The sequence below is a fragment of the Desulfobulbaceae bacterium genome, assembly GCA_013792005.1.
In the GTDB taxonomy this organism is placed as follows: Bacteria; Desulfobacterota; Desulfobulbia; order Desulfobulbales; family VMSU01; genus VMSU01.
Genome location: VMSU01000163.1, coordinates 1 through 24,963 on the forward strand (window position 1 = coordinate 1; position 24,963 = coordinate 24,963).

The window sequence follows — 24,963 nt, forward strand, 5'->3', positions numbered from 1 at the left end:
CAATGAAAAAACCTACCTTGCCGCCTTTGGTGTCGAGCCAGTCGATGTTTTGTTGAACCATCAGCACAGCGTTCTTGAGATCTCGTCTGTGAGTGGTTGGTTCGGACTGCAGATAGGCGAGATAGCAAAATGGCACGGCCTCGCTGATGAGCCTGAAGTCGTCGTGCAGGCGAAGGACAGGGGTTTGAGTGAGGGGAGAGGATTTTTTTTGCCGGTCTCTGCTGACGGTCAGCCATGGTGCGTTTGGTCGGCGTTGGTTGAAGATAAAGGGCCAGGAGGGGGTGTTGTCAGTCAATAGCTCGAAGTTTCCTAAAGAGAGGCGACCAGTTACTTTTCGTGAGAAGCCGACAAAGGATATGCCGTAGCTGAAGCAGGCGCCCAATGCCCCAACTATGCCGCCTTTCGGGGCCGAAACATCGGTGGTTGAGTTGCTCTGCCAATGTTCCGGATTAGGAAGCAGCTGGATGTCCGTGGGTTCTGCCCAGTCACCATTGTTAATGGTCAGGGGTTGGTAGGTATGGTGCCAGAGTTGTGATGCCGGTGCGTACGTGACAACCCAAAACAGGCAGTGGCCGCCATGTAGATTGAGATCGTCGCCGCGTAAAGTCATTCTGAGGGTGGCGTGGCGGAGGTCGATAGGAGGTTCTGACAGCCAGTGCTGGTAGCGAATGAAGGGGAGGATGGCTTGGGGCTGGGCAGGAAGGTCGATGCTCCACATCGAGTCATCGCTCCAGATATGAGGGCCGCCAGCTGGGCCACCATCGATTTGGTAATGAACATCATGGTATCGGTGATCCGGTCCGATGTACTCATAGCTTTTCCATGTTCTCAGGTCGCCTGCTTGATCGATTTGTGATGTCATGTCATCCTCATTATAATGTCACGGATTTGGTTGGCATTGGGTCAGCTTTTGTTTAATTGATCGCAAAGAACCTCCCCGATTGCCAGGGCTGAAGTGGCGGCCGGAGATGGGGCGTTACAGACGTGCAGCAGCCGGCCGTCATTGACGAAGGAGAAATCGTCCAGTAGGCGGCCCTGGCTGTCGCAGGCCTGAGCCCGCACCCCGGAACCGCCGGGGAGGAGATCGCTTGCGGTGATTTCGGGAACCAGGCGTTGGAGAGAGCGGACAAAGGCCTCTTTGCAGTAGGAGCGGTAGATTTCTCCGCAGCCCATGCCCCAGTAACGACGGGCAAGTTTGCGAAATCCTGGCCAGGAGACCGTGTCCCAAAGGTCACGCCAGTCGAAGTCGGTTTTTTTGTATCCTTCTCGCTTTAGCGCCAGGACTGCATTAGGTCCTGCCTCCACTTTGCCTGAGATCATACGGGTAAAGTGGACGCCGAGGAACGGAAAGGCTGGGTCGGGCACCGGATAGATCAGGGATTTGACCAAGTGCTGTCGTTCCGGAGTCAGCGTATAGTATTCCCCTCGGAAAGGGATGATTCGCAGATCCAGGTCGTGTTTTGTCTGTAGCGCCAGGCGGTCGGCAAATAGGCCGGCGCAGTTGACTGCCCGATCTGCCAGGTAGGTTTGACTGCTAGTGCTTATATGGATGCCGCTGGAGTCTTGGCGGATGGATTCAACCCGTTCTCCCATCCGGAATTCAGCTCCATGCGTGACGGCTAGCTTTTGGAGGGTCTGGGCGACCACCCGGAAATCGACAATCCCGGTTTGCGGCACCAGGAGTCCGGCAATGCTGGCGACGTGCGGCTCGATTTCTCTCAACTCTGGAGGTGATAGTTTTTTGATCCTGGTTAAGCCATTGTGCATCCCGCGGCGGTGCAGTTCCTCAAGGCCGACGAGTTCATGCTCCTCGGTGGCAACGATAATTTTACCGCAGATTGCATGGGGGATGGCGTGCTTTCGACAAAAGGAAACCATCAACTCATAGCCGTGACGGCAGTTTTTTGCCTTTAGGCTGCCAGGGCGGTAATAGATGCCGGAATGGATGACACCGCTGTTGTGGCCAGTCTGGTGCTGGCCGACTTCAGGCTCTTTTTCAATCAAGAGCACTCGGCAGTAGGGATTACGTGTCAGTAGGGTATAGGCCAAAGAAAGCCCGACAATCCCGCCGCCCATAATCGCTACGTCGAAGCGCATTAGGTGTGATCTCTTAGAGCGGCGAGCCGCGTCCGGATGAGGGTGAAGCTTTCATCCCCCAGGTCGCGGTGCAGGGTGTGGAGAAACTCGTTTCTGGTCTGCTCGTCATGGACCTGGCGATAAAAGCCGAGGACGATATTTATGGCATCGTCTTCTCTGTCTATGGCAAGCAGGATCTGGGTCAGGTTGATGGCGGCTTCGTGGGAGGTCGGGTCAAGGTTGAGGCTCTGGACCAAGTTGTCGACAGCGCCGGTAAAATCTCCCTGGTGGAAGAGAAACACGCCTGTGGTGTTGAATATACGGGCGTCTTTCGGGAATTGCGCAGCCAGGAAGTCGAGCCATTGGCGAGCCCGGTCCGGTGTGTTTTCTTCCACCATAGTGACCACATATTCGATCAGGGTCTCGATGAGTTCTTGCTGTTGTTGCGGATTGTCTGTTGAGACTCCGGATGCTTCCTTGGTTTCGACGTTTTGGAGGAGGCAATCTGCAATGGCTTGGGAGGCTTGATCGGTAAGCTTGCAGTGGCTGTGAAAGGCCTTTAGCTGCTGCTGCCAGATATTCTCTTGTGGGTCTGAGATTGCCTTGGATAGAAGTGTTTTTAGTTCGGCCTTGGTCTTGGCTGGGGCGGCAAGACCGAGTTCCTCGTATATGGTGGTGAAGTGGCCATCAGCAGTTTTTCGACAGAGGGGATCTTGACCACCGAAGCGCCAGAATTCGATAACCGGTTTTTTCACCGCTAAGGCGTCAAGAATTCCTGATGACCATCCGGAGATGACTACATCAGCCAAGGATGCCAATTGGAAGAGGTGGAGGCCTGAAATCAGCCAACGATTATCTTCATAAGGGTTGAGCAGGGAGCGGAGGTCGGAGATGTCTTGACGGGGATGAGGTTTGATCAGCAGTAGAGAGTTGTCGTACTGCAGGACACTTTCCATGGTGGACTTGACTAGGTACTCATAGTCCTGTTGGCTTAGATAGTGGCTGTGGGGACCGCGGGAGATAAAGAAAAAGACGTGATCGGCCTGCTTTGTTGCCTTGAGTTCCATTGATTCGCTGAGAGATGGGCTTGCGAGGAAGCGATCAATCCACCAGGAGTCATAACGGGGGTAGCCCAAAGTTTTAATCTTGTTGATGTCAACATCTTTGGACCAGAAGGGGATGTCATTATCCGAGTTCAACAGGAAGATATCGTGACGACTGTAGGTGTCAGGATCGGAGCAATGCTGAATGGGGTCGGTTGTCTGGTTGCTGTAGATGTGGTTGGAGTGGGGGTAACTGACTACCAGGGCCTTCGGGCAGCGGGCCATGACTTCAAGTTTGTATGGGGCATACTGATCCTGGTTGTAGTCCTTGAGGATAATTTTGACTTGGTCGGGTTTGACCTGCTGGGAGAAGAGAGCGTCGAGTTCCTGGGGTACGATATAGAGAGAGGAAACCTTGCAGAACTCAGTGTATAGCGCTCTGTTCTCAGTCAAGTATTGATAGAGTAGTTTATGACTGAAAAGTGTGATAACTTCCCATTCTGGAAAGCGTTCCTTGAGGTTGGTGAGAGCAGGCAGGATCCAATCGATCTCGCCGAAAGATGTGGAGACGATCAGAATGATGACAGGTGGTGCTTTGGGCATGATGGCTCCTTATTCTTTGACGAGATACCCGCAAGGTGCGAAGGAAAAAAGGAATCGATTTTCCATTAGGCTGTCAACCCGGAAGTCATTCCTTGTTTTCAGGAATTTTTCGATTGCCTCAAAGGGGCCGCCCTCCATGGCGGTCTGGGTGTGCCAGGCTGGAGGTAAAGGATGGCCGTTAAGATTGGAATCTTCAACAATGAGATAGTTCCCCTTCCCTGCCAGGTCGGAGTAAGCGGCTAGTTCTCCTAACACGTGAGCTGTGGTGTGGAGCGAATCGAGAATGATAAAGTTGTTGCGATTTTCCCCGACCAGGGCGTGGACCTGGTCAATAATGGCCGGGTCAGTAGAGCTCCCTGCCAGGCAAGTAATACGAGGGTGATGCCGCACCGTGTCATGCCAGACACCTTCTCGTTCGCAGATGTCTATAGAAATTACTTGGCCCTTGCCGATCAGATCAAGCAAATTGGCAAAGTACAGGGTTGCCCCACCCTGAAAAGCGCCGCATTCGATGATGAAGTCAGGTTGTTGTTCGTAGATGATCTGCTGGTAGTTCAGTAAGTCTCCTGGGTTCTTGTGGATAGGGACCCCGTTATACTCAACTCGTTTTCCTTTTTGTTCCGACAGATGTGCCCAGAAGAAAATGTGAAAGAACTTCGCAATATCCTCGCGGCTGAAAGTGATTTTTTGGATGTTGGGTGGGAGTTCCGCTGATATCCCTTCATACGTTATTTGCCATGCCATCTGTTTGTCCTGCATGCGAATACCTCTCTTATGTTGTGGGTAGGAGTTGAGTCAGGAGCCTGGACTGGGCTGTGAAAAGGTTGTTCTCCGGGGGCCAAGGGGGGGCGGTGGTGTCTGCTAAGCACCAGACTTCTTGATTGTCCTCACCCCAGGCCAGGGGGGAGAGTCCCACTTTTGCGAGTGTCGCGAACAGAGTTTCTTTACTGTAGTAATGGGTGTGTACAGTCCGGAACCAGTATTCCCACCATTTGTCATAGTCCCGTAATACAGTGCGGGGGTGCATCATGTCCGGCACGGCAATGTAGATGAGTCCACCGTTGGCCAAAGTCCCGCGCAAGCGGTTCAGGCTTTCTATTGGGGTTAGGAAATGTTCCGCAACATGACGCATGATAATGAGGTCGAATCGTCTCTGGTTATCTGCCAGCCATCGCCCATTGATGTCGCGGCCGAGCAGAGTGGCTCCAACTTCTTCCTGGAGAATGCGGCAGCACTCTGCTGAAGCTTCGATTCCGAAGATGTCGATGTCCGGCAGTTCTTCCTTCAGGTAGCCGAGTCCGTGTCCTGAGCCGCACCCGGCATCAAGCACAGTCTTGACGGGTGAGCGGTTAGTAAGGATTGGTTTTATTCGTTCCCAGACCTGGCTCATATGTTTCCGGACGCCTTCTTTTCCATAGTCGGGTTTTATTTCTAGCCTGTAGAGGGCGTCGTAGCGGTGCGTATAGAATTCGTCGTATCGTTCTGCTGTCCAGCGGGGATTAAGGTAGACCAGTCCGCAGGGGCAGATAACGGGGTGAATCTCGAAGCCGAACTGTCCGGTGGTGAGCGGTGCGCCAGAGAGGAGCACCGGTTCGGCTTGGTTTTGACCACGACCGCAGAGGTGGCAGTTGACTGACTCCCACTCTGAAGAGAAATTTGGCATCAAAAGTGCTCCAATCTGGGAGGAAATGTGGGTAGAATTACTGACTTCATAATATCCTCAAAGAGAGAGCTTTTTCCCTTCTGATATGAGAAGTGTCGTCTGTTTGGTAGTTACTCATTGCCGCATCTTTTCAGGCGCAGGTCCGGTTTGATGGTCTTGCTCAGTCTGAGGTTCCTTAGCATAGCTCCTGGCAACTCTAGATCTCGGTCGTTTCTGATCTCCAGACACGAGTATGGGTTGCCTATGGTATAGACGCCAATATTGGCCCCGACGACCTCTTCAGTCCGGATAAACTCTGGTCGTGTGACGCAGCAGAGTCCTTTGTAGCCCAGGTAAATTGCTTTCTTGTATTGGCGGGGGATGAAGCCTTCATCTATCCGGCGTATCCCTTTTTCTTCCTCGATCCAGATGGGGTTGTTCTCAATTTTAGCCGGGAGCACGGAGTCGAGTCCTTCTGCCACCAGTTTGTCGATCATATCGTCGATAAGTGGCTTTTCCCGGAAGGGATAGGTGATCTCAAGAAGGACCAGGACGTCAGGGTGGTTATCTTTGGCGGCAAGCTGTTCCAGGGTGTAGCGGTAGACTTTCTCCAGTCCTACATAGTCTTGAGAGAGAGAGGTGTCGCGCAGGATGGCATGATGTGCTCCCATCGACAGAGCGCTTTTTGCTGTCTCTTTGTTATCTGCCGAGACCACGACCGAGGAGATGTAGCGTGATTGCAGGGCGCTGTTAATCGTATATTCGAGCAGTGGCGCCCCGCCCAGGCGCTTGGATGAGCCCTTGATTGGAATCATGGCCACGATGTTGAGGTGCTCCAGGCTTAAACGATGGCTGGCATCGAATACCCGACTGTCCAGACTCTCCAGGATTCGGACCACGTTCTGGCAACGCTCGATATTGCCGTCTTGGTGGATGCCGTGCCAGTGATACACGCTGGCTTCTGGTTCGTAGATGATGGCGTGGCCCTGCTGCAGGACTTGCTGCGCCCATACCCGGTCTTCGATATTTGTTATCTTATCGTCGAAGGGAATTTGGTCAAGAACCGATTTTCGGACCATGGAGTTGGCATTATGGAAGAAGGAGTCCTTGCGCTGCACCTTACGTTCCGGGCCGAAAACAATCATTAAATCACGCTTGTCTCCGGGGGGGGTGAAAGAGAGTGGCTCTTGGCGTCCGTAGACCCCGGCGATATTTGGGTCGGCCATATTTCGAAGCAGGTTGCTGAGCCATTGGTCGTTGGTAGGGATGCAATGGCCGGAGAGGCAGACCACAAACTCGCCGCTCGCCTCGGCAATGCCAATGTTCAGCGACTTTCCGGGTAAATATTCAGTGCAGTGCACCACTTTCTTGACCGGGAACTGATCGACTTTTGCCAAGGTCGAATCGGTGCTCTGGTTGTCGACGATGATGACCTCGAAGTCTTGGTAGTTTTGGGCGAAGACAGCGTTTAAGCAGGAGGTGATCCAGCGTTCCTCGTTCTTGGTGCGGATGATGATGGAGGCTTTCATAGTATGGGCTTCCTTATGTAATTGGCTCGATATCGATCCAGCGATTACCGTTTGTTAAGCTTTTTTTATTGGCCTCAATAACTTGGGCCACGGGGATGGAGGAGGCAAAGGTGGCCCGGAGTCCGGCAAGCGAGGAGGACGTTCTCCTACCATCGACGATTGCCTTGCAGTCGTTCACAAACTGGATGATACTCTGCGGGCCATAACCTGATGCGCTCATCCCTGTGTCATCGGGGTTGGGATAGAACTGGGTGAAGTACGGGTTGATTACCTCGATGCCGGCTTCGTCGGTGACGAACTCAACGCCTCGATGTTTTTGGTCGCTTCGGTAGCAACCTTTGGTGCCAATCACTTCCAGGCGCTGGTCGCTCATGGCACTGGTGTTGTCCGGGTCCACCCAGCCGGTGAGGTGAGAGGAGGTGAAATCTTCTCCGGTGTCATCCCGCCATTCGATCAGGGTCTGGATGGTGTCCCAGGTGTCGATGCCTTGGGAGGTTAGGTGCTTTTTTGCGCCGATTGCCATGACCCGCCGGGGTTGGGCTTGTGTCAGGAAGTGGATGAGATCGACGTAATGAACGCCTAGGTATTGAAAGATATCGGTGGTCTCTACCCATGACCGGAAAGCTGTGGTGGGGATCAGCTTGCGTTGGCTGTAGTTGATCGAAAAATTGAGCAAGCGGCCCAGATTACCTTGGCGGATCAGGGTGAGGAGCTTGAGGTTGGACTCGTCGAATCGTTTGTGATACTCCACAGCCCCGTACACCGCGTGTTTCTCAGTCAAAGCGATGAGATTGCGGACTTGTTTGACACTTGCGGCCAGAGGTTTTACCACCAGGGTGTGGAGGCCATGCTCGATAAGATCGCGGGCAATAGGAAAGTGGTGTTCATCCGGCACCGAAACGATCGCGGCTTTGAGTCTTGGGGAGTTGGTCAACAGTTGTTGGTAAGATTTCGGATCAGGGGCCGCCGTTTCGTGAGGAACTGCCAGTACCGGTGGAGTAACGCCCATGATGGCGCTGAGTTCCTTTGCCTTGACCAGGGCCTGTTCCGCGCTGCTCCTGCTGGTTGAGGAAATCAGGATGCTGTTCACGAGGCCAAGGCGATGGGCCTCGAACAGGGCCGGCAGGATGGTGCCGTGACCGTCGGTGCCTTTTCCGCACACATACATGCCGGCTCCGACCACTACAATGTCGATGCCGATGCCGGGTGTTTTACCCATGGCGGGCCTCTTTGGCCAGCGGGTCGTAACGTAGTGGTGAATCTTGATTTACCCTCATGGTTTTGATTACGAATTCGGCGAGCCGTAAATCCTCCTCTCGTTTGATGATGATAGCGGACAGTTTATCGACCGGGAAAAACCCTACCTTGCCGACGAAGAAGGCGTGCCCCTGTTGCCCGTAGGTCTCCAGGAACGGTGCGGTGCGCCACATCATGACCGAATAGACAAAGAGTTGCACTGGGGCAAGGTCTTGGGTTTGGGCGAAAAGTCCTGTTTTTGTGTAGTTTAAAGGGTGCCCTTTGAAATTGGTATGGACTTGTTCGTTGCTGACTGTGATCAGTGTGTCCAGGGCCTCGTGGTCGAAGTGGCTAACCACCTGCCGGACTTCACTCGATCTCTGCAGTGGCGAGGTTGGGTTGACCCAGGCCAGGATGTCAGACGGGTTGTTGATCATGAAATCTCGGACAACATCGTCCGACTTAGTGGTTGAGCTGCCCAAGTATTCCGGGCGCTGATAGAAGTCTACCCCGTATCGCTCGGCGATTTTGGCGAAAACCGGGGCGTCGGCGTTGACTACTACCTTATCGAAGACACCGGAATTTTTGGCGGCTTTGATGGCGTAGGAGATCATTGGTTCGCCGTCGATCAGGGCCAGATTCTTCATCGGCAGTCGGGTACTGCCGATGCGGGCCGGGATCATGGCGATCCGGGTCAATCGCTGGTCTGTGGTCATAGTGTCATTCCCAGGCCATAGGTCTTATTTAAAGCCTGGAACTGGGCAAGCTCTTGTTCTGTTATCGGAATACCATCCCGGCTTCTGATAGCAAAGGATTTTTTCTCAGGATCTCCGGCCACCATCACAGGGGTTTCCTGGTCAAGGGGGGGCTCGGCACGTAACTCGTCAAGCATTTGCCGGAGCCGTAATTTGAATGCGCCGGCTTCGCCGAAGCCTTCAATGCTCATGGCGCTGACAAAATGACCTAGATGACGTTTCTTTTCGAGATTGACGAACATTTTTGAAATGTGCGGTCCAAAGGGCATTCCGGTAAGGGTGCTGCAGAGGATCTCGACCATCAGTGACAGTCCGTAGCCTTTGTGGCCTCCTACCGGCAGCAGCATGGTGATTTCGTGAGGATTCGTTGTTGGATTCCCGTCCTTGTCTGCTCCTACTCCTTTCGGAGTGGTGCCATTGATTTCGCGAAGGCGGCGAACCTCGTTGAAGGTGATCAGGCTTGTTGCCATGTCAAGGCAGAAAGGCCCCTCTCCAGCCACCGGGGCGGCGAAACAGACAGGGTTGTTCCCCAGGAAGCTCCGCTTACTGTTGGTGGGGATAATTAAGGAATCGGCATGGGTATAGCTTGTGCCGATCATGTCATTGGCAGCGATCTCCAGTGCAAAATAGGCGGCAGCTCCGTAATGGGTGGAATTTTTCACTGCCACATTACCAGAGCCATATTCGTTGGCCATTTCGATGGCCAATTTGGCTGCTTCCATGCCGGCAGCATGGCCGAAGGTGTCGTCAGCGTCCAGTATGGCCACGGTGGGCAGACGTTTTTCGATTTTGTAACTCGGCTTGGGATTGACTCGTCCTGCCTTGAGCGCGGCTAAATAGTGATGAATTAATCGGATGCCATGCGAATTGACGCCGCGCAGGGAGGTGGAGACTAGGCCTTCGGCGACATACTCCGCTACTTGAGGGTCAACGTGTTCGTGCAGCAGGGACTCTTTAATTATTGTTTTTATCGTATTTCCGCTAATGCTTATCATTGTGATCCTCCGACAGGGTTTTTAGGGACAGGGGTGTTTTTCTTCAGAGCGTTAGCGAATCCCGAGCTGCTCTGGTTGTGGCAATCTCTTGGCATAATAATATGCTTGATGGCGTCGCAAAAAGTTCGATCTACTGCGTTGCGTGGCGGTTTTGCTCGTTCGGCATACCATATGTATGGCCTCACTCACAAAACACACCCCGCGCCTTGTATATCGCACCTTTTGCTTAGCCATCCCCGGACTTTTTGCGAGATTGTCATGCTTGCCAATCACTTTTTTTGAAGAATGATTTCAATCGCACATTCAGCGACTGGCGTCATGGTTTGGTCAATTTGATCAGCCCTCCAGGTATCGCGGTAAAAGTCACGGAGCAGTTCGATTTTTTCTACCACAATCATGCCCTTTGCCTCTTGAAGTAGGTCCAGGATGTTGATGGAACGTGGCGACCAACTCTGGTCTTTTATGATGGTAAAGGTCCATTTATGGTCCGAGTTGAATCGGCTTGGCCAGTTGCCCATCTCATAGAGGTCTTCGTCCGGTACGGTGATGACTAGGAAGCCGCCGGGTTTGACTATCCGAATCCAGTTGGCAAGCGCTACCCGGACATCAACCATGTGCTCCAGGCAATGACTGGCATGTAGAAAATCGAAAGCCTCATCACTAACACCTGTCATGTACTGGGCATCTCCGTCATCAATGTCCCAGGTGAGGGCAGATTGCATGCGGGCAAAAAAACCGGAGTATTGACCTAACGGGTCCGGCTTGCCGCCGATATCAATGCCATGACCCACGAAATAGCGGTTATGGAAAGCGGGAATGGTGACCCTTCTTTTTGCTGCCTTGCTTTGTTCCCACATCTGATTTATTCCTCAATGGTTTTTCGGGCACAACAGAGCCAATATTGCCCATGGTCGTGAATTGACTGCAAGACATGGGCCAAGTATTGAGAGATGAGGCTGGTAATCTCATGCCCCGCGACTTTAACGGTCAGGTTCTCATGCCCTGGTGGTATGATGGTGAGAGCTGGGAATTCACCGGTGGAGGTTTCGATGTTTTGCCATGTCACGGGTGTTGTGCCGGTCCAGATTTCTTCAAGACCGTGGCGTTTAAGAATGGTTGATAGCGTCTTTCGCTTCCAGCCGACTCTTGGTTGACCTTGTGATGCACCTTGGGGATTGTTGACAGGATGTCCGAGATATTGACTGTTGCGAGCTGGCATGATCAACAGTCCACCCCTTTTGAGATGTGAAAGCAGGGTTGACACCAGGGTGTCCGGGTCTTGCTCATTGTCCATGTGACAGAGGGAAATAACTGCATCGTAGATTCCCGTAGGGGGAGGATTGAGCCCAGCGTTTTGAGGTCGGCGGTCCCAGAGCAGGTGTGAATAATCGTCAATGCTTTTTGCGCCAAAAAAATGAGCCCATGTCGTTTCATCCCATGAGTCGTCACTGCCACTGGCCAAGAGCAATGTCCCATTGATAGGGAGTAATGAAGGAATAAGCGGTACAGCTGGAAACTGTGTTGTGGGCAGATGGGGCGGCAAGTTTTTCCTGTATGACTTGGCTGGCAAATTGTGCGTGTCGGTGAAAGTGGCCTCGCAGGTTTGGCAGTGGTAGTGATCGACACCCCAGTAGCGACCGATCCTGGGGTGGAGAGCGTAGGTCTTGCAGGCAGGGCAGAGGCGGCCAGACTCCTTGGTGCTCCTGGTAATAATTTGTTGTAATGCCAATTCGACTACCGTGGGGTCGAGGGTGTCCCAGCAGGGGGCGAGATGTTCATGCAGGCGGGTTGCCATTGATTGGCGTATTGTCTCGAGATCTGGGGGAGTTTGGCGGTGGGCAGGGAGAGATTGGGCTGCGGTGATGGCATCAAGCAAGATCTGTTCCCTGTCGATGGCCTCATCACAGGCATAGCCGCACTCAAGTCGGAACGGCTGGTCATTTGCCAGCTTTCCTTCTATGTATGCCCTTGCCTTGGAAAGTCCGCATGGTGCGTGGCATTGCTTACCTTCAAAGGAGAGCTGGATTCCTTGTACCGTGGGGCTGTAAGTGATGCGGGTGTCAAGCCGGATGCTGTTGAAGAGGGCCACGGTGGGTTTTTTAAATGCAGCGCCGATATGGACTGCTGAAGTGTCAACAGAGACGATTGCATCGACACCCGCAAGTAGAGCAAAGTAATGATCAAAGGTCGGTGAGGCGGCGGAAAGGTCGCTCACAATGCCGGTAAGGTTGTGGCGCTCAATAAAGGTATGGGATTCAAATCCTTCTGGAAAAATTATTGCCGGTTGATAGTGGGTGGCAAGTTTTTTTGTTAATGCTGCAAATTGAGCTTCTGGCATAGTCCGGGTGTATGAGCTGATAAAGATTGCCGCCACCAGGGGTTTGCCGTTGGCTTTGGCCCGTGCTTGCGCCAGAGCCGCATCTACAATGGGGAAAGAGGGGCTGTTGGTATTGAGAAAAGGTTCTTTCGCGGCAGGAGGGATAGTCAGGGGATCAATGCCCAAGCGTTCCAGGATAAGGTCCGTCATGTGGGTGGTGTTGAATGTCGGGTCAGTGAGCATTCCGGAAAAGTCGGCATAGGTATCGTGGGCCAGGAAATCCGTCAGAGGCACAGGCATGGCCGCAATTCGAACCCCTGGGATGTTCCCTAAGATACTCGATGTCCTGCCTGGCAGAAGAGTGCATAGGGTTAGGCGAATGTCTTCAATTGACATGTCTCGCAATCTGCTAAGAAGGATATCGAGCGCTGGGGCGAACATGATGCCATCACCCAGCCCACCTCCTCCGCCATTGATCAGGCAGATGGAGATTTTGGCAGGTGCCGCTTTTTGGGGCTGCTCAAGAAATGTGCGGAGAGGGAGAGGGTGTGATGAGTAATTATTCAGCGTTTCACGAGGAAGAACGATAGGTTGAGGAAGCCCGGAATTTATGCAGAGTCGCTTAATGTTGGTCAATGTTTCTTCAAGTGCGAGATAGATTCGGCTCGGGTCAACTCTGTGGTCATTCGTTTGTTCGGCTGGATTAGCAGCCAGCAAACGGAGTTCGGAACCATTATCACAGCGGATGGCGATCTCTTGGGGAAAGCAGAGAGGGATCATCGTTTCTCCATTAGGAACCAGGTGAGGTCATCCAGAGGAAAATTAGGGTCTCGATGATAAGTGAAGCCATAGCCGATCAGATGTAAACTTGGGAAACGATCCAGGATTTCTCCGGCGAAATCACGTTTGAATAGTTTGCCGCTGTGCCCGCGATAGCTGATTTCTACCGGTGATGGGTTGTAGTATTCGATGCAGCATAGGTAGCGGCTGCTGGCTTGGAAGAGGAGGTCATAGACCCGTGGCAGCATCTCCGGGTTGATATGGATGAGGACCCCGGAAACGAAAGAGAAGTCATACTGTCTGGGAGGCTCGAAATCGAGGATTGAGGAGTGGTGGACATGGGCCTTGCCCCATTCCTGCAGGGACTCTACCGCTTTATCGTTGATCTCGACGGCGGCCAGAGCCATGGCGGGAAACATCTGTGCTATGACTTTGAGATTGTTGCCGATATTGGCCCCGAATTCAATAGCAGAGGTAACCCCGTTCGTTCGTGCCATGATCTTGGCGAAAAGGGCTAGGCGGGCCCCCATCTCTTTGGCGGTGGGATTGCGCCCGATGTAGTGGTCGCCGAACTCTCCGGCCCAGAAAGTTTCCTGCTCTGTTTGAAAGACGGTCATTGTAGTCTCCTGATGCTGGGACTTGAGTTGGTCTGGTTGTGTGTGCTAGGGGCTCGATACCAAGCGGCGATTTATGTTTATACTGCTGACGGTTGCCTGGTTAGATTGCGCCAAGTTTTTGTAATGTTTGATGCATGGCTTCGGCAGTTACCCAGTCTTCAGGGGTATCGATGTCCTGCGTCAGAAAGCGAGGCAGTATCACCGGCCGGGAGTCGTGATTATAAATTATTTTTTCATTCATGAAACGTGGCGCGTCGAGCCAGTAAAATTGTCCAGCATCATGGAAGGTCTCTGGCAGGTCGTTGGACCGGGTCAGTTCGTATTCCGGCCAGACCATGGCCAAACGGCCATCGGGTTCTTGTTTTAAGGCCCGGTAAATGGAGGCTGGATAGGAGGTCACTGAGAATACCGAGGCGGCTTTGCTTGTCAGCAGGAGATCCAGCCCTTGCTTGAGATAACGTGGCTGGACAAATGGGGCCGTGGCGTAAAGGCAGCAGATCTGAGACGGAGGGGATTGCTGGGCGGTGAGCCAGTTCAGGGCATGCAGGAGGACATCGGCGGTGGTAGTAAAGTCATCGGCTAACTCATCCGGTCTGACAAAGGGGGTTTCTGCGCCATGGACACGGGCGATGGCAGCAATTTCTTGAGAATCGGTGGAGACGATCACTCGATCAAAAAGAGACGAGGTCAGGGCTGCCTCAATGGAGTAGGCGATGATGGGCTTGCCTGCGAACGGTTTGATGTTTTTGCCGGGTATCCGTTTACTGCCCCCTCTGGCGGGAATGATAGCAACCTTCATCTCAGCGCCTCGCCGATATAGCGCCAGTCAAGTGGGGTGCCCCGATCGATATCTAGTGTTGCCTTGCGCCCCAGGGTTAAGTTCAGATACCGTGGATGGAGGCCGTGCCCAGGGCGGATCGACCGGAGGTTATCTGGGGTGAAGACCTCGCCAGCCTTGATATCCCGCACCACGAATAACGAGCGTCGGAATGCTCGGCTGGAATCTTCCTGCTCGGTGATGCTATAACTTATTGTGCCCAAAGCTTGCTCGGCCTCGCGCACTGCCGATACCATGGCTTTAAATTCGGCGGGTTCCAGGGAAAAACTGTTATCAGGGCCGGAGACGTTGCGGGACAGGGTCAGATGCTTTTCAATGATTGAGGCGCCCAGGGCGACAGCTGTTACCGGGACGGCAAGGCCTAGCGTGTGATCGGAAAGGCCGGTGACAACGCCAAATGCTTGAGCAAGATGGGGGATGGTGCGGAGGTTCATGGCCGCTGGAGAGGCAGGGTAAGCGCTGGTGCATTTCAGGAGGGCGATTTCCTTGCAGCCTCCTTGGCGCAAAGTGGTTACCGCCTCGTCGATTTCGGCAAGTGTTGCCATGCCGGTTGATACGAGCACTGGCCTGCCGGTGGCGGCAATGGTGCGCAGCAGTGGCAGGTCGACCAGTTCGAAGGATGCGACCTTGTGTGCTGGAACTCCGATGGTCTCAAGAAAATCAACAGCGCTGTCGTCAAACGGGGTAGAAAAACAGTGCAATCCCATCGTGGCAGCGGCAGCGATAAGTCTTGGCTGCCACTCCCAGGGGGTGAACGCCTCCAGGTAGAGGTCGTGGAGATTTCTGCCCTGCCAGGCGGTACCCTTGATCTGAAATGGTTCCTTGTTGCAGGCGATGGTCAGGGTGTCTGGGGTATAGGTTTGGAGTTTGACAGCGTCCGCCCCTGCCTCCCTTGCTGCTTCTATGATCTTGAGCGCTTGGTGGAAGTTTTGGTCATGATTGGCACTCATCTCGGCGATAATGTACACTGGGTGGCCAGGGCCGATGGCTCTGCCCTGTATCGCGATGGAGGGAATCATGCGGCCCCCTCCAAGGTGTAGTCCATGGCCACTGCGTGCTGTCCGGAGATTTCGACGGTGCCGCGATGATGGAAACCGGCCGAGGCAAAGGCGTGTAACGATGCTGGGTTGTCGTGTTTGACCAAGGCGCGGATTGTTCGGATATTTCGTTCTTTGATGGCTTGATTGCAGGTCAGTCGAATCAGGCGGGTGCCGAGACCTGAGTTGCGAAATTCAGGGGCCAGGCTGACTGAAATAGTAGCTTTATCGTGGCCGGTTAAGTTGAAGCGGGCTTGGGCCATGGGTGTTTTGTCCGGGGTGATAGCGATATAAAAAAGAAGGTCTTTATCGGCTAGTTGGTCTGCAAACCAGCGGCAATGCTCCTGCCAGGGGATTGGTTTTGGTGAAAAGGAGGCTGAGCGGGTTATTTGATCGTTGGCCCAGTGAAAAACGAGTTGGCAGTCGTTCTCGGAGGCCCGGCGTAAGGAGAAGTGATACCCTTGCAGTGATCGAGTCAATCGTTTACATCCCTGTCCGTCAATTAATTGTTGTCCTTTGTTTCTCATCGATTGTCGTTTTTGAGGATCGTTCAAGAGGTTAGTTAATATTTGGGCTGCGTGATTCACCTGCCACGCATGGTGCCAGCCAAGGTTGACCGCCACGCCACGGGTGGCAAGCGAGGTTGCCACCCGTTCTTGGTTGGTGGCTAATATTGTTGTAACCACTGGCACCCCAAGGGCGGCTAGCTCCCAGCAAGTAGATCCGGCTGCGCTGAATGCCAGATCTGCCCAACGCATGAGAGTTGCCATGTCCGTCACCGGGGCGAGAATTTCGGCATCGGAGGTGGCGTTTCGTAAGTTACTTTCTAATGAATGACGATGTGGATTCAGTGGCCCGACGATGATCTTGATTGCCAGGTCGCTTCTGCCCATGAAGTGGATGGCGTCAATCGTTTTTTGTGTGATATTGTCTGGGTCGGAGCCACCCATGGTGACCAGGATATGAAATTTTTTCTGGCTGACTCTCTCGTTGGCAGTGGGATTCTTGTTATCGAGGGCCTGTTTGAATTCTTTTCGTAGCATGGCAAAGCGCGCCCCTCCTAGGATCAAGGTCTGATCCTGAGTATGGTAGTGAATCTTATCGGCATAGGCGTTGGGGTTAACGATGATATCGGCGTGATATGCTGGAAGGTTGCCGTAGTCGTCAATGATGAGAAGCGGCCATCCTGCGGCGCGGAGCGCCTGGTGATAGTTCGTGTCGAAGTGGTAGCCATCCAGAACTACCCAGCCTGGTGTGCCTTGACGCTCGTGGAGCCAAGGCAGGAAGGTGGTCAGATCTTGCAGGTCTGGGTAGGGGGAGTCGATAGCGAAGAGTTTAAAGCCTTCTGACTTGATCCATTCACGGAGAGGTGCGCCGCTGATGTGTCCCACGAATACCACCTCGCCGCCATGGCTTTGCCACTCCTGGGCGAGTGCCAGACCTCGCATGATGTGTCCGGCGCCGGTTCTGGTGTCGGCATCGGCACGGAACACCAGCAGGCGAGGCTGGCTAGTCATGGCCGCTCCTGGAATTGTTCGAGTTCATGGATCACCCGTTTGGTATGGGAATCATCCATTCCCGGCCAGATTGGCAGGGAGAGGATGACCTTATAAGCCGCCTCCGCAATTGGACACAGGCCTTGTCCTGTCCCGAAGCGATTCTGGTAAAAGGGGTGAAGATAGACAGGGAGGTAGTGGACATTGACACCGATGCTGCGCTCCCGAAGTTGCAGAAATGCTGCTTCCCTGTCAATGCCGCCTGTCAGTCGCACTACATAGAGATGCCATGCTGATGCTGCATTAGGACGTACGGCCAGGGGGTGGATGGAGCGTGATCCGGTAAAGGCCGCATTGTATTGACAGGCGATGTGACGGCGTCGGGTAAGGAAGGTGGGCAGTTGAGTCAGTTGAGAGAGCCCTAAGGCACACTGAAAGTCGGTGATCCGATAATTGTAGCCTAGTTCGGTCATCTCATACTGCCAGGTGTTGATCGCCTCTCGCTGGCGGTGATCGGTGCTGATGCCGTGGTTGCGAAATCTCCGCATCGCCTCGGCCAGGATTGGGCTGTCAGTGACTACCATGCCGCCTTCGCCGGTGGTGATGTGTTTGACTGGATGGAAGCTGAAGATGGTGCAATCGGCAAGCGTTCCGACTTTTTTACCGATGTGTTCGGCCCCTAGTGAGTGACAGGCGTCTGCCACCAGCCAGAGGTTGTGTTGCTTGGCAATGGCACTGAGCGCTGGATAGTTGCATGGTTGTCCCGCATAATCAACTGCCACAATGGCCTTGGTCTGTTTGGTTATGAGGGCGGTCACGGATTCCGGGTCAATTAACAAAGTGTCCGCTTCAACATCGGCAAACACCGGGGCGCCGCCTTGGTAAATTACGGCATTGGCGGTGGCGGCAAAGGTGATCGCGGGGACGATTACTTCATCTCCCGGACCAATGCCGATCGCGGCCATGGCTGTGTGCAGGGCTGCGGTGCCGCTGGACACGGCCACTCCGTGAGCTGCGCCACAAAAACTTGCTACGGCATCTTCAAAATCTCCGACGCGAGGACCGGTGGTTAGCCAGGATGAGCGTAGGGTTGCGACAACGGCTTCGATGTCGACCTCGCTGATGACCTGACGTCCATAGGGGAGGAAGTCGAGGCGCTGGGTGTTGTTTGGGGATTGAGTCATGGGGGGCGCGCCGTCTAACCGTTAGCTGCCAAACGCTTTTTTTCGATCTTGGCGGCGGGGCCGTAGACGATTGCGCGCAGCTCATCCACACTCATCCACTCCTCGTTCAGGTCGCTGGTGTAGATAAACCCTTCCGGCATCTTGACGGCCTCAATATAGTTCTTGCGATCCCACCATGGGTAGTTGGGCAGGAGCACGTACATACCTTTGTACTGTATCGCATTGCGGCCTTCGTCCTCGCCGGTAAGGGCTTCGTGCAGTTTTTCACCAGGACGGATGCCGATCTGGTCGATGGCGCACTCAGGGGCAATAGCACTAGCTAGATCCATGATCCGCATGCTGGGGATCTGCGGTACGAAGATCTCTCCTCCCTCCATGTACTTGAATCCCTTCAGCACCAACTCCACGGCCTGGTCCAGAGTGATCCAGAAGCGGGTCATGCGCGGGTCGGTGACCGTAATCCGGCCACTCTCTTTTTGTTTAAGAAAGACCGGGATGACACTGCCCCGGCTGCCGATGACATTGCCGTAGCGGACGCAGGCGAAGCGGGTGCGTCCTTCGCCTGCGTAGGAGTTGCCTTGGGTGAATAGCTTGTCCGAGCAGAGCTTGGTGGCGCCATAGAGGTTAACCGGGTTGACTGCCTTGTCTGTGGATAGGGCGATAACCTTTTTGACGCGCGCGTCGATGGCGGCGTTGATGACGTTTTGCGCTCCGTGGACATTGGTTTTCACTGCCTCGAAGGGGTTGTACTCGCAGGCAGGGACCTGTTTCAAAGCGGCGGCGTGCACTGCTATGTCTACCCCTTCCATGGCGCGGCGCAGGCGGTCAGCGTCCCGGACGTCGCCAATCAGAAAACGCAGGCGTTGGTCGTCGTTGAATTCCATGCGCATATCATGTTGTTTTAACTCGTCACGGCTGTAGATGCGGATGGCTTTGGGATTGTAGTGGTCCAGCATCATCCGACAGAAATGCTTGCCAAACGACCCGGTTCCGCCAGTGATCAGAATGGTCTGTTGTGACCAGTCGATATCGTCTTTCGATAGCGTTCCTGCCTGAAGGCTCAGCTTGGCTGCGGCCAGGGACAAGCCTTCGCCATATACCAGAGATTTGATCCGGGCAAACTGGGCGAGATCGTCTTCTGAATAACGGCGCTGACCGCCGTTGGTCCGCTGGGGCGTGATTAGTTCGGCAAATTCACGCTGCCAGTGGCGGATGGTTGAGACCGGGACGTTAAGTTGTTCGCTGATGTCTTTGATGCGCATTGTTGTCATGATCCACACCTGCAGTAAAAGAGGTTTGCGGGGGACAGGTTGGCTGCGCCAGCCTGTTGTTATCAAGCGTATCGGTGGATCGTGCAATAACTTTAACGTAAACTTTAACTTTAGACATGAACTTTTTTGATTTCATTTCGTGAGGAGGCTGGTTAACAAAATGATCCAGGGGAAACGGTCGCTGGCAAGGCTTGCATGTGGCTTATGAATACCTCTGATCCCAGGAGCATCTGCCCAGTCAAAAACTCCCACACGCTGGGTTTGTCCACCCTGTGCACCTGACCCCTTATTGATGTGAGATTCAGAAAAACTCGCAATGGCCGTTTACGAAGGTGCAAGACAAGAGTTTCACACAGATTCTCACACAAACGAAAAAGGGGATACAGCCTAATAGCTGTATCCCCTTGGTGTTATTGGTGCCCCCGATACGATTCGAACGTACGACTCCAGGATTAGGAATCCTGTGCTCTATCCCCTGAGCTACGGGGGCAAACTGCTTATCATCAATGTTTCTAAGGGATTCAGGGTATTTCACTGATTGGTAATGATTATCAAATAAGGCTAAAAAAGTGCTAAAACCACCCCTATTCCATTACAAATCCATTACAGCAAACCACCTTCAAACCCGCTACAGAATTGGCGTGACTATATTCAATTCCAACATTTTAATCAACACAGAAAAAACACACTGATTCAGTCAAATCACATCTAATCCGAATGTGTGTGTAACGGGTTCCCTGTGCATCGTAAACTGATCTGGCAAGACTTTTCCGGACAAAAAATTACGCAGCTTTTTGATAAGCCGCCTCATGTCTTGCCATGTGTTTAATTTCCTGTAACTATCCACCTTCTGACCCAGAAAGGTGCCGAAGCCCAGAACCGTAACTGTTCAGCAGTGCCGCAGATGCTAGGCATCGGCCTGCGATGTGTGCTTTTCGCACATGAGCAGGCCGATAACAACGCAGATATGGCACTGCTGGACAGTTACAATTTCCTTAAGGTAAACCATCGGCTTTGCTGGTGGACAACAAAAGTTTGACAGTTCCGGAATCATATCGAAGCATCCAAACTCGTGGACCTCTCAAAGTCACGAGAAGGGAGGCTTCGATGAACGACACACAATCTTTAAGCCACGCGAAGTGGGATTGCAATTACCATGTAGTTTGGATGCCAAAATGTCGGCGTAAAATGCTGTACGGTCAACTACGAAAGAATCTGGGAGAGGTCTTTCACGAACTTGCTCGTCAGAACGAGAGCAAGGTATTGGAAGGCCATCTGCAACCAGATCATGTCCACATGTTGATATCGATACCCCCCAAGTGTAAGGCGGCGCAAGTAGTCGGATACATATAAAGGGGAAAAGTGCAATTCACATCGCACGGACTTGTCTCGGTCAGAGAAAGAACTATATCGGGATGCATTTTTGGGCACGAGGATATTTCGTGTCAACAGTGGGTGCAGACGAAGAGTTAGTTCGGAACTATATCAAAGAGCAAGACAAGGAAGACCAGCGTATTGAGCAGCTATCGCTATTCAAAGAACGATGAGGCTGGTTGACCACCGAATGGTGGTCAGGAAATCTTTTTAACATACCGCTTTGAGCGGTCCACGGTTTTTAAAGCCACCGGCTTTGCCGGTGGATATTTACTTAGCGCAATCGTTGTGTGATTGCAAGACCTGACCCCAATTCTGTACTCCTGTACGATGAAAGACCCGGCAGCCAGCTTGAATCAGTGCTCTACTCTACCCAATTCTGTAATATGGTTTCTGTGTCGGAACCTTCGATGGCAATTAATTGATATTGGTACATATAACTATAATTTCCGGATAGGCGGTCGTGGTTCCGGGTTATAGGTCTGGATGCAGGGAGAGTGGATGGTGTGAGAGGTTTTAGAGAAAAAAAGGTGCCAGACTATTCGAGGAAATGGTGGCAATATTTTGATAAATTATGGGTTATGATGCTGATTTTAAATAGTATAATATGAAGGAGTGGCTCTGTGACCACAGGATGGTGTGCGGTGGCATGGTCTGTGCATTAGCTTGATGCTAAGAAGTACTAACAGAGTAGTTAGGATGGTAATCGTTAATAAATTAGGCTTTGGCAGGATATTTTTCGGCCAGGAACTAAGATTAAACACGTAAGGGAGAACAAAAATGAAAAAAACATTGGTAAAAAGTTTAGCTATGACCTTTGTTGGGTCATTGCTGGTGGCGGGTACTGCGATGGCGATACCGACGCTTGATTTTGGTGTAATTGCCCCATCGACAGGATCTATTTCTTATAGTGGTGGCAATGCCCCTTTGGTTGGATCTGGCATTTCCGTTGACGAGGTAGTTGGACTCGACACTGTAATAAATAACGGAATCATATTTAAGGTCTTAAATGGTCTGTTGAATTTCTCCACTGGGGCTTTAACAGGTACCTGGGAGTGGGGTGGAAGTCCAAATTCATCAATCAGTGTAGTAGGAACAGTTGATCTGAATAACAATGGTTTGGTTGATGGTACTGATATCACTGGAACCTTGTTGCAAGGTAATTTTGGTGTCGCCGAAGTAGACCATCTCAGTGGTGTGTTCCACATAGCAGGAGCAGCCTTTACTGATTATAAAAATCCAGATCTTCTCGATTTGTACGGGCTTCCTACGACTGATTCAAATGGTAATCAGATGCAATATTCAGGTAATTTTAATCTCAGTTTTGCTGCAGTTTTTGTTGCAGACGGAGCCGCTTTTACGAGCACACGGATTAATAGTGGGGATATAACCAATACGCCTGTCCCTGAGCCGGCAACAATGTTGCTGCTTGGCACCGGTTTGGTTGGCTTGGCTGGTGCTCGTCGCCGCAACAAGGCTGCTAAGAAGGTCTAAGCCGGGTAGCCGGGTAGCCGGGTAGGGTGCGCAACTGTTTTTGTTGCGCACGCGGATGGGTGGTAATTTATAACCCAAAAAGGTGCGCATGAAAAAAACATGCACACCCTACGGTGGCTACGGTGGCAACGAAACGCCTGGATCGTAAAATAACGATCCGGGCGTTTTTGCGTTGTGTGGTATGATTTGCTGTCTGTCTTAAATCCTGTCATGATACGGGGCGTATAAATGTCACAATATCGGCGCGATAATACCCCTGTGGTAGGGTGCGCAACTTCTGTTGTTGCGCACGCGGATTGGTGGTAATTAAAAATCCAAAATGGTGCGCATGAAAAAACCATGCACACCCTACGGTGGCTACGAAACGCCCGGATCGTGAAATAACGGTTCGGGCGTTTTTGCGTTGTGTGGTATGATTTGCTGTCTGCCTTAAATCATGCCATGATGCGGAGCGTATAAATGTCACAATATCGGCGCGATAATACCCCAGGGGCAACCTGGTTTTTCACGGTTGTTACATATAAAAGACAACGTTTTCTTTGTGATGAGCCGGTTCGTTTGGCTTTACGAAAGGCTATTATGGAAACCAGGAAGAATTGGCCGTTTCGGATTGATTCTTGGGTGTTACTGCCCGATCATCTGCACTGTATCTGGTCTCTACCGGAAGGGGATGCTGATTTTGCTACCCGCTGGAATTTGATAAAACGTCGGACAAGTAAAGCGTTGAAGGGGTCGTATTATAACGATTGTCTGATGACTGATTCTAAAACTTCGCGTCGAGAGCTAACATTTTGGCAACGTCGATATTGGGAGCATCGGATTCGTGATGATCGGGATTTTGAACGGCATATCGATTACATCCATTATAATCCGGTAAAGCATGGCTATTCGCAAGCGCCATCGGAATGGGAGTACTCAAGCTTTCATCGGTATGTGCGGAATGGGATTTACCAAGCTAATTGGGCAGGTTGTGAGAAGCTGCGGTTGTCTACAGGGTGTGAGCCTGAGTGAGACGGGTAGAGAGTATGTGGAATGGTAAATTTCTAACAAAAAAAGGTGAGTATGTCTCGTGTGTCTTTGGGGGCAGGTCTTGTAATCATACAGCTTACAGCTACACATATAGCGCTAGTCAACGCACCAGTTTTCTATAAGCAACCCAGGCACCCGTGTGAATTCTTTTTCATTGTTTGTTACAAGGATCATACCGGTCGCCCTTGCATGTCCGGCAATCATCATGTCGTAAGGCCCTATTGGTTGCCCGCTTCTGTATAGCTCAGAGCGAATCCGACCGAAGTGAGTCGCTTCCCTGATTCCAAAGGGTAATACTTCAAGTAGAGCAATCAGCATTTCAATATCTGCGAGGTTCCGTTCTACTTGTGATGAATGTTCAGCGCCAAAAATCAGTTCGCCTAAACTTATAGAAGAAATACACATCTGCCCGGCATGCTGATTGAAGTGCTTCCTAACCTGCGTAGGACGATTTTTCATAGTGTAAATAAGAATGTTGGTATCAAGCATGTACTTCAACATTACAGGATATCCCTCACTTGGTCATCCGGTTGTAACCGTTCATCCATAAAGTCATGGGAAACTCCGGGCGAGTCAAACCAATCATCCCATGATTGATTGGCAGGGGTAATAATACGTTTATTGCCAATAGCGATAATTTCGATATTGGTGACCGATTCTGGAAAAGCAATTGCCTTGGGGAGACGAACAGCCTGACTTTTGTTGCTCTTGAAGAGCTTGGTTTGGACGCAGGGCATAAAGTTACCTCCAGATGATATGGTTTAAAAGCTTTCTTTATTATATGTGTCGATTGTGGATATGTCAACAGGATATACATTGCCAATTGCCGGTGCTGCTTATCCTTGAGATCGACTTTCGACGCCCTGTTCACTGCGTGTGCATAGATGATGCTTTGTATGATCAGGCTAGGGCGCAAGCGGGTGCGCAACTGTTTTTGTTGCGCACGCGGATTGGATGTAATTTATATCCCCAAACGGTGCGCATGAAAAAACCATGCACACCTACGGTGGCTACATAAGTGATTCTGGACCCCGGCCTTCCCGGTGTGACAGTGTGTATCTCAAAAAGGCACATCCTCCCCCATGGTCGGTGGTTCCGGCATAGGCGGTTCTTCGCGGTATGAGGTTTGTTGATCAGAGCCTCCTTTGGGGGAGAGCATCTTCATCTCGCGTGCCACGATCTCCGTAGTGTAGCGCTTGTTGCCGTCCTTGTCGTCCCATTGCCTTGTCTGGATCTTTCCCTCAATGTATATCTTGGAGCCTTTGGAGAGGTATTCTCCGCAGATTTCGCCGAGGCGGCCAAAGGCGACGATACGGTGCCACTCGGTCTTCTCTTCTTTTTTACCGTCTTTGGTCCAGGTCTCAGTAGTTGCCAGATTAAAACTGGTTACTGCTGTGCCAGCTTGGGTGTAGCGGACTTCGGGGTTGCCACCAAGGTTGCCAATGAGCATGGCTTTGTTAATCATCGAGTGTCCTCCTATGGGTATGCTGTAAAATTAGTAACTGTCCAGCAGTGCCACATCTGCGTTGTTATCGGCCTGCTCATGTGCGAAAAGCACACATCGCAGGCCGATGCCTAGCATCTGCGGCACTGCTGAACAGTTACGGTTCTGGGCTTCGGCACCTTTCTGGGTCAGAAGGTGGATAG

General features: G+C 52.1%; 22 protein-coding genes, 1 tRNA gene and 1 pseudogene. 3 read left to right on the top strand and 21 right to left on the bottom strand.

Going from position 1 to position 24,963, the window contains the following annotated elements; genetic code table 11:
- The 18 genes from FP815_10160 to FP815_10245 form a co-directional block, all read right to left on the bottom strand.
- On the bottom strand, positions 1-862 hold an 862-nt coding region (locus tag FP815_10160), incomplete at its 3' end, for a hypothetical protein (GenBank protein ID MBA3015299.1).
- A 41-nt stretch (positions 863-903) separates the two neighbouring features.
- Positions 904-2,097 carry an L-2-hydroxyglutarate oxidase gene (gene lhgO / locus FP815_10165; GenBank protein MBA3015300.1) on the bottom strand — a complete coding sequence of 398 codons (1,194 nt, stop codon included), beginning with the start codon at positions 2,095-2,097 and terminating at the stop codon, positions 904-906.
- Entirely contained in the window at positions 2,097-3,722 is a 1,626-nt protein-coding gene (locus tag FP815_10170; protein ID MBA3015301.1) for a hypothetical protein, read from the bottom strand. Before FP815_10170 ends, lhgO begins: the two co-directional genes overlap by 1 nt.
- Before the next feature lie 9 nt (positions 3,723-3,731).
- The gene (locus FP815_10175; protein ID MBA3015302.1) at positions 3,732-4,481 is read right to left on the bottom strand and encodes a cephalosporin hydroxylase; all 750 of its coding nucleotides are present in this window, start codon (positions 4,479-4,481) and stop codon (positions 3,732-3,734) included.
- 13 nt (positions 4,482-4,494) lie between these two features.
- Positions 4,495-5,385, bottom strand: a complete 891-nt coding sequence (locus FP815_10180; GenBank protein ID MBA3015303.1) for a class I SAM-dependent methyltransferase — start codon at positions 5,383-5,385, stop codon at positions 4,495-4,497.
- A 110-nt stretch (positions 5,386-5,495) separates the two neighbouring features.
- Entirely contained in the window at positions 5,496-6,893 is a 1,398-nt protein-coding gene (locus tag FP815_10185) for a glycosyltransferase family 2 protein (GenBank protein ID MBA3015304.1), read from the bottom strand.
- A gap of 13 nt (positions 6,894-6,906) precedes the next feature.
- Complete coding sequence (locus FP815_10190) at positions 6,907-8,112, bottom strand: Gfo/Idh/MocA family oxidoreductase (protein ID MBA3015305.1); 1,206 nt, start codon at positions 8,110-8,112, stop codon at positions 6,907-6,909.
- Complete coding sequence (locus FP815_10195; protein ID MBA3015306.1) at positions 8,105-8,845, bottom strand: hypothetical protein; 741 nt, start codon at positions 8,843-8,845, stop codon at positions 8,105-8,107. Before FP815_10195 ends, FP815_10190 begins: the two co-directional genes overlap by 8 nt.
- The gene (locus tag FP815_10200) at positions 8,842-9,879 is read right to left on the bottom strand and encodes an Ldh family oxidoreductase (protein MBA3015307.1); all 1,038 of its coding nucleotides are present in this window, start codon (positions 9,877-9,879) and stop codon (positions 8,842-8,844) included. Before FP815_10200 ends, FP815_10195 begins: the two co-directional genes overlap by 4 nt.
- 269 nt (positions 9,880-10,148) lie before the next feature.
- Positions 10,149-10,736, bottom strand: coding sequence for a class I SAM-dependent methyltransferase (locus FP815_10205; protein MBA3015308.1), 588 nt, complete (start codon positions 10,734-10,736; stop codon positions 10,149-10,151).
- Positions 10,737-10,741: 5 nt separating this feature from the next.
- Positions 10,742-12,976 (bottom strand): glycosyltransferase family 9 protein, encoded by a 2,235-nt coding sequence (locus FP815_10210; protein ID MBA3015309.1) that lies wholly within the window; start codon positions 12,974-12,976, stop codon positions 10,742-10,744.
- On the bottom strand, positions 12,973-13,593 hold the full coding sequence (locus tag FP815_10215; GenBank protein MBA3015310.1) for a pseudaminic acid biosynthesis-associated methylase: 621 nt from the start codon (positions 13,591-13,593) through the stop codon (positions 12,973-12,975). Before FP815_10215 ends, FP815_10210 begins: the two co-directional genes overlap by 4 nt.
- 100 nt (positions 13,594-13,693) lie before the next feature.
- Positions 13,694-14,392 (bottom strand): pseudaminic acid cytidylyltransferase, encoded by a 699-nt coding sequence (gene pseF, locus FP815_10220; protein ID MBA3015311.1) that lies wholly within the window; start codon positions 14,390-14,392, stop codon positions 13,694-13,696.
- A complete protein-coding gene (gene pseI, locus FP815_10225; GenBank protein ID MBA3015312.1) occupies positions 14,389-15,450 on the bottom strand; it encodes a pseudaminic acid synthase in 1,062 nt (353 codons plus the stop codon). Before pseI ends, pseF begins: the two co-directional genes overlap by 4 nt.
- Complete coding sequence (gene pseG, locus FP815_10230; GenBank protein MBA3015313.1) at positions 15,447-16,985, bottom strand: UDP-2,4-diacetamido-2,4,6-trideoxy-beta-L-altropyranose hydrolase; 1,539 nt, start codon at positions 16,983-16,985, stop codon at positions 15,447-15,449. The genes pseI and pseG overlap by 4 nt, the downstream gene beginning before the upstream one ends.
- On the bottom strand, positions 16,982-18,148 hold the full coding sequence (gene pseC, locus FP815_10235; GenBank protein ID MBA3015314.1) for a UDP-4-amino-4,6-dideoxy-N-acetyl-beta-L-altrosamine transaminase: 1,167 nt from the start codon (positions 18,146-18,148) through the stop codon (positions 16,982-16,984). Before pseC ends, pseG begins: the two co-directional genes overlap by 4 nt.
- 14 nt (positions 18,149-18,162) lie before the next feature.
- Entirely contained in the window at positions 18,163-19,410 is a 1,248-nt protein-coding gene (gene pseB, locus FP815_10240; GenBank protein ID MBA3015315.1) for a UDP-N-acetylglucosamine 4,6-dehydratase (inverting), read from the bottom strand.
- A 423-nt stretch (positions 19,411-19,833) separates the two neighbouring features.
- Positions 19,834-19,909: transfer RNA gene (locus FP815_10245), tRNA-Arg, on the bottom strand.
- Positions 19,910-20,526: 617 nt separating this feature from the next.
- Here FP815_10245 and tnpA point away from each other — a divergent pair.
- The 3 genes and pseudogenes from tnpA (at position 20,527) to FP815_10260 (ending at position 23,298) form a co-directional block, all read left to right on the top strand.
- Positions 20,527-20,966: pseudogene (gene tnpA / locus FP815_10250) on the top strand (IS200/IS605 family transposase).
- Between the two features lie 607 nt (positions 20,967-21,573).
- Entirely contained in the window at positions 21,574-22,287 is a 714-nt protein-coding gene (locus FP815_10255; protein MBA3015316.1) for a PEP-CTERM sorting domain-containing protein, read from the top strand.
- Between the two features lie 459 nt (positions 22,288-22,746).
- Positions 22,747-23,298 carry a transposase gene (locus FP815_10260; protein MBA3015317.1) on the top strand — a complete coding sequence of 184 codons (552 nt, stop codon included), beginning with the start codon at positions 22,747-22,749 and terminating at the stop codon, positions 23,296-23,298.
- A gap of 114 nt (positions 23,299-23,412) precedes the next feature.
- Here the strand turns inward: FP815_10260 and vapC are convergent, their stop codons facing one another.
- From vapC to FP815_10275, 3 genes are all read right to left on the bottom strand, one after another.
- On the bottom strand, positions 23,413-23,817 hold the full coding sequence (vapC, locus tag FP815_10265; GenBank protein ID MBA3015318.1) for a tRNA(fMet)-specific endonuclease VapC: 405 nt from the start codon (positions 23,815-23,817) through the stop codon (positions 23,413-23,415).
- Positions 23,817-24,053 (bottom strand): antitoxin, encoded by a 237-nt coding sequence (locus FP815_10270; GenBank protein ID MBA3015319.1) that lies wholly within the window; start codon positions 24,051-24,053, stop codon positions 23,817-23,819. Before FP815_10270 ends, vapC begins: the two co-directional genes overlap by 1 nt.
- A gap of 323 nt (positions 24,054-24,376) precedes the next feature.
- Positions 24,377-24,781, bottom strand: coding sequence for a single-stranded DNA-binding protein (locus tag FP815_10275; protein MBA3015320.1), 405 nt, complete (start codon positions 24,779-24,781; stop codon positions 24,377-24,379).
- Positions 24,782-24,963 lie beyond the last annotated feature (182 nt).

Bases quoted from the DNA above. Each gene is read 5' to 3' on its own strand.
- FP815_10190 (MBA3015305.1), bottom strand. From the start codon at position 8,112: ATGGGTAAAACACCCGGCATCGGCATCGACATTGTAGTGGTCGGAGCC.
- pseG (MBA3015313.1), bottom strand. From the start codon at position 16,985: ATGACTAGCCAGCCTCGCCTGCTGGTGTTCCGTGCCGATGCCGACACC.
- FP815_10270 (MBA3015319.1), bottom strand. From the start codon at position 24,053: ATGCCCTGCGTCCAAACCAAGCTCTTCAAGAGCAACAAAAGTCAGGCT.
- pseF (MBA3015311.1), bottom strand. From the start codon at position 14,392: ATGAAGGTTGCTATCATTCCCGCCAGAGGGGGCAGTAAACGGATACCC.
- pseB (MBA3015315.1), bottom strand. From the start codon at position 19,410: ATGCGCATCAAAGACATCAGCGAACAACTTAACGTCCCGGTCTCAACC.
- FP815_10275 (MBA3015320.1), bottom strand. From the start codon at position 24,781: ATGATTAACAAAGCCATGCTCATTGGCAACCTTGGTGGCAACCCCGAA.
- FP815_10255 (MBA3015316.1), top strand. From the start codon at position 21,574: ATGAAAAAAACATTGGTAAAAAGTTTAGCTATGACCTTTGTTGGGTCA.
- pseI (MBA3015312.1), bottom strand. From the start codon at position 15,450: ATGATTCCCTCCATCGCGATACAGGGCAGAGCCATCGGCCCTGGCCAC.
- FP815_10175 (MBA3015302.1), bottom strand. From the start codon at position 4,481: ATGCAGGACAAACAGATGGCATGGCAAATAACGTATGAAGGGATATCA.
- FP815_10170 (MBA3015301.1), bottom strand. From the start codon at position 3,722: ATGCCCAAAGCACCACCTGTCATCATTCTGATCGTCTCCACATCTTTC.
- FP815_10200 (MBA3015307.1), bottom strand. From the start codon at position 9,879: ATGATAAGCATTAGCGGAAATACGATAAAAACAATAATTAAAGAGTCC.
- lhgO (MBA3015300.1), bottom strand. From the start codon at position 2,097: ATGCGCTTCGACGTAGCGATTATGGGCGGCGGGATTGTCGGGCTTTCT.
- FP815_10205 (MBA3015308.1), bottom strand. From the start codon at position 10,736: ATGTGGGAACAAAGCAAGGCAGCAAAAAGAAGGGTCACCATTCCCGCT.
- vapC (MBA3015318.1), bottom strand. From the start codon at position 23,817: ATGTTGAAGTACATGCTTGATACCAACATTCTTATTTACACTATGAAA.
- FP815_10195 (MBA3015306.1), bottom strand. From the start codon at position 8,845: ATGACCACAGACCAGCGATTGACCCGGATCGCCATGATCCCGGCCCGC.
- FP815_10215 (MBA3015310.1), bottom strand. From the start codon at position 13,593: ATGACCGTCTTTCAAACAGAGCAGGAAACTTTCTGGGCCGGAGAGTTC.
- FP815_10260 (MBA3015317.1), top strand. From the start codon at position 22,747: ATGTCACAATATCGGCGCGATAATACCCCAGGGGCAACCTGGTTTTTC.
- FP815_10180 (MBA3015303.1), bottom strand. From the start codon at position 5,385: ATGCCAAATTTCTCTTCAGAGTGGGAGTCAGTCAACTGCCACCTCTGC.
- pseC (MBA3015314.1), bottom strand. From the start codon at position 18,148: ATGACTCAATCCCCAAACAACACCCAGCGCCTCGACTTCCTCCCCTAT.
- FP815_10210 (MBA3015309.1), bottom strand. From the start codon at position 12,976: ATGATCCCTCTCTGCTTTCCCCAAGAGATCGCCATCCGCTGTGATAAT.
- FP815_10185 (MBA3015304.1), bottom strand. From the start codon at position 6,893: ATGAAAGCCTCCATCATCATCCGCACCAAGAACGAGGAACGCTGGATC.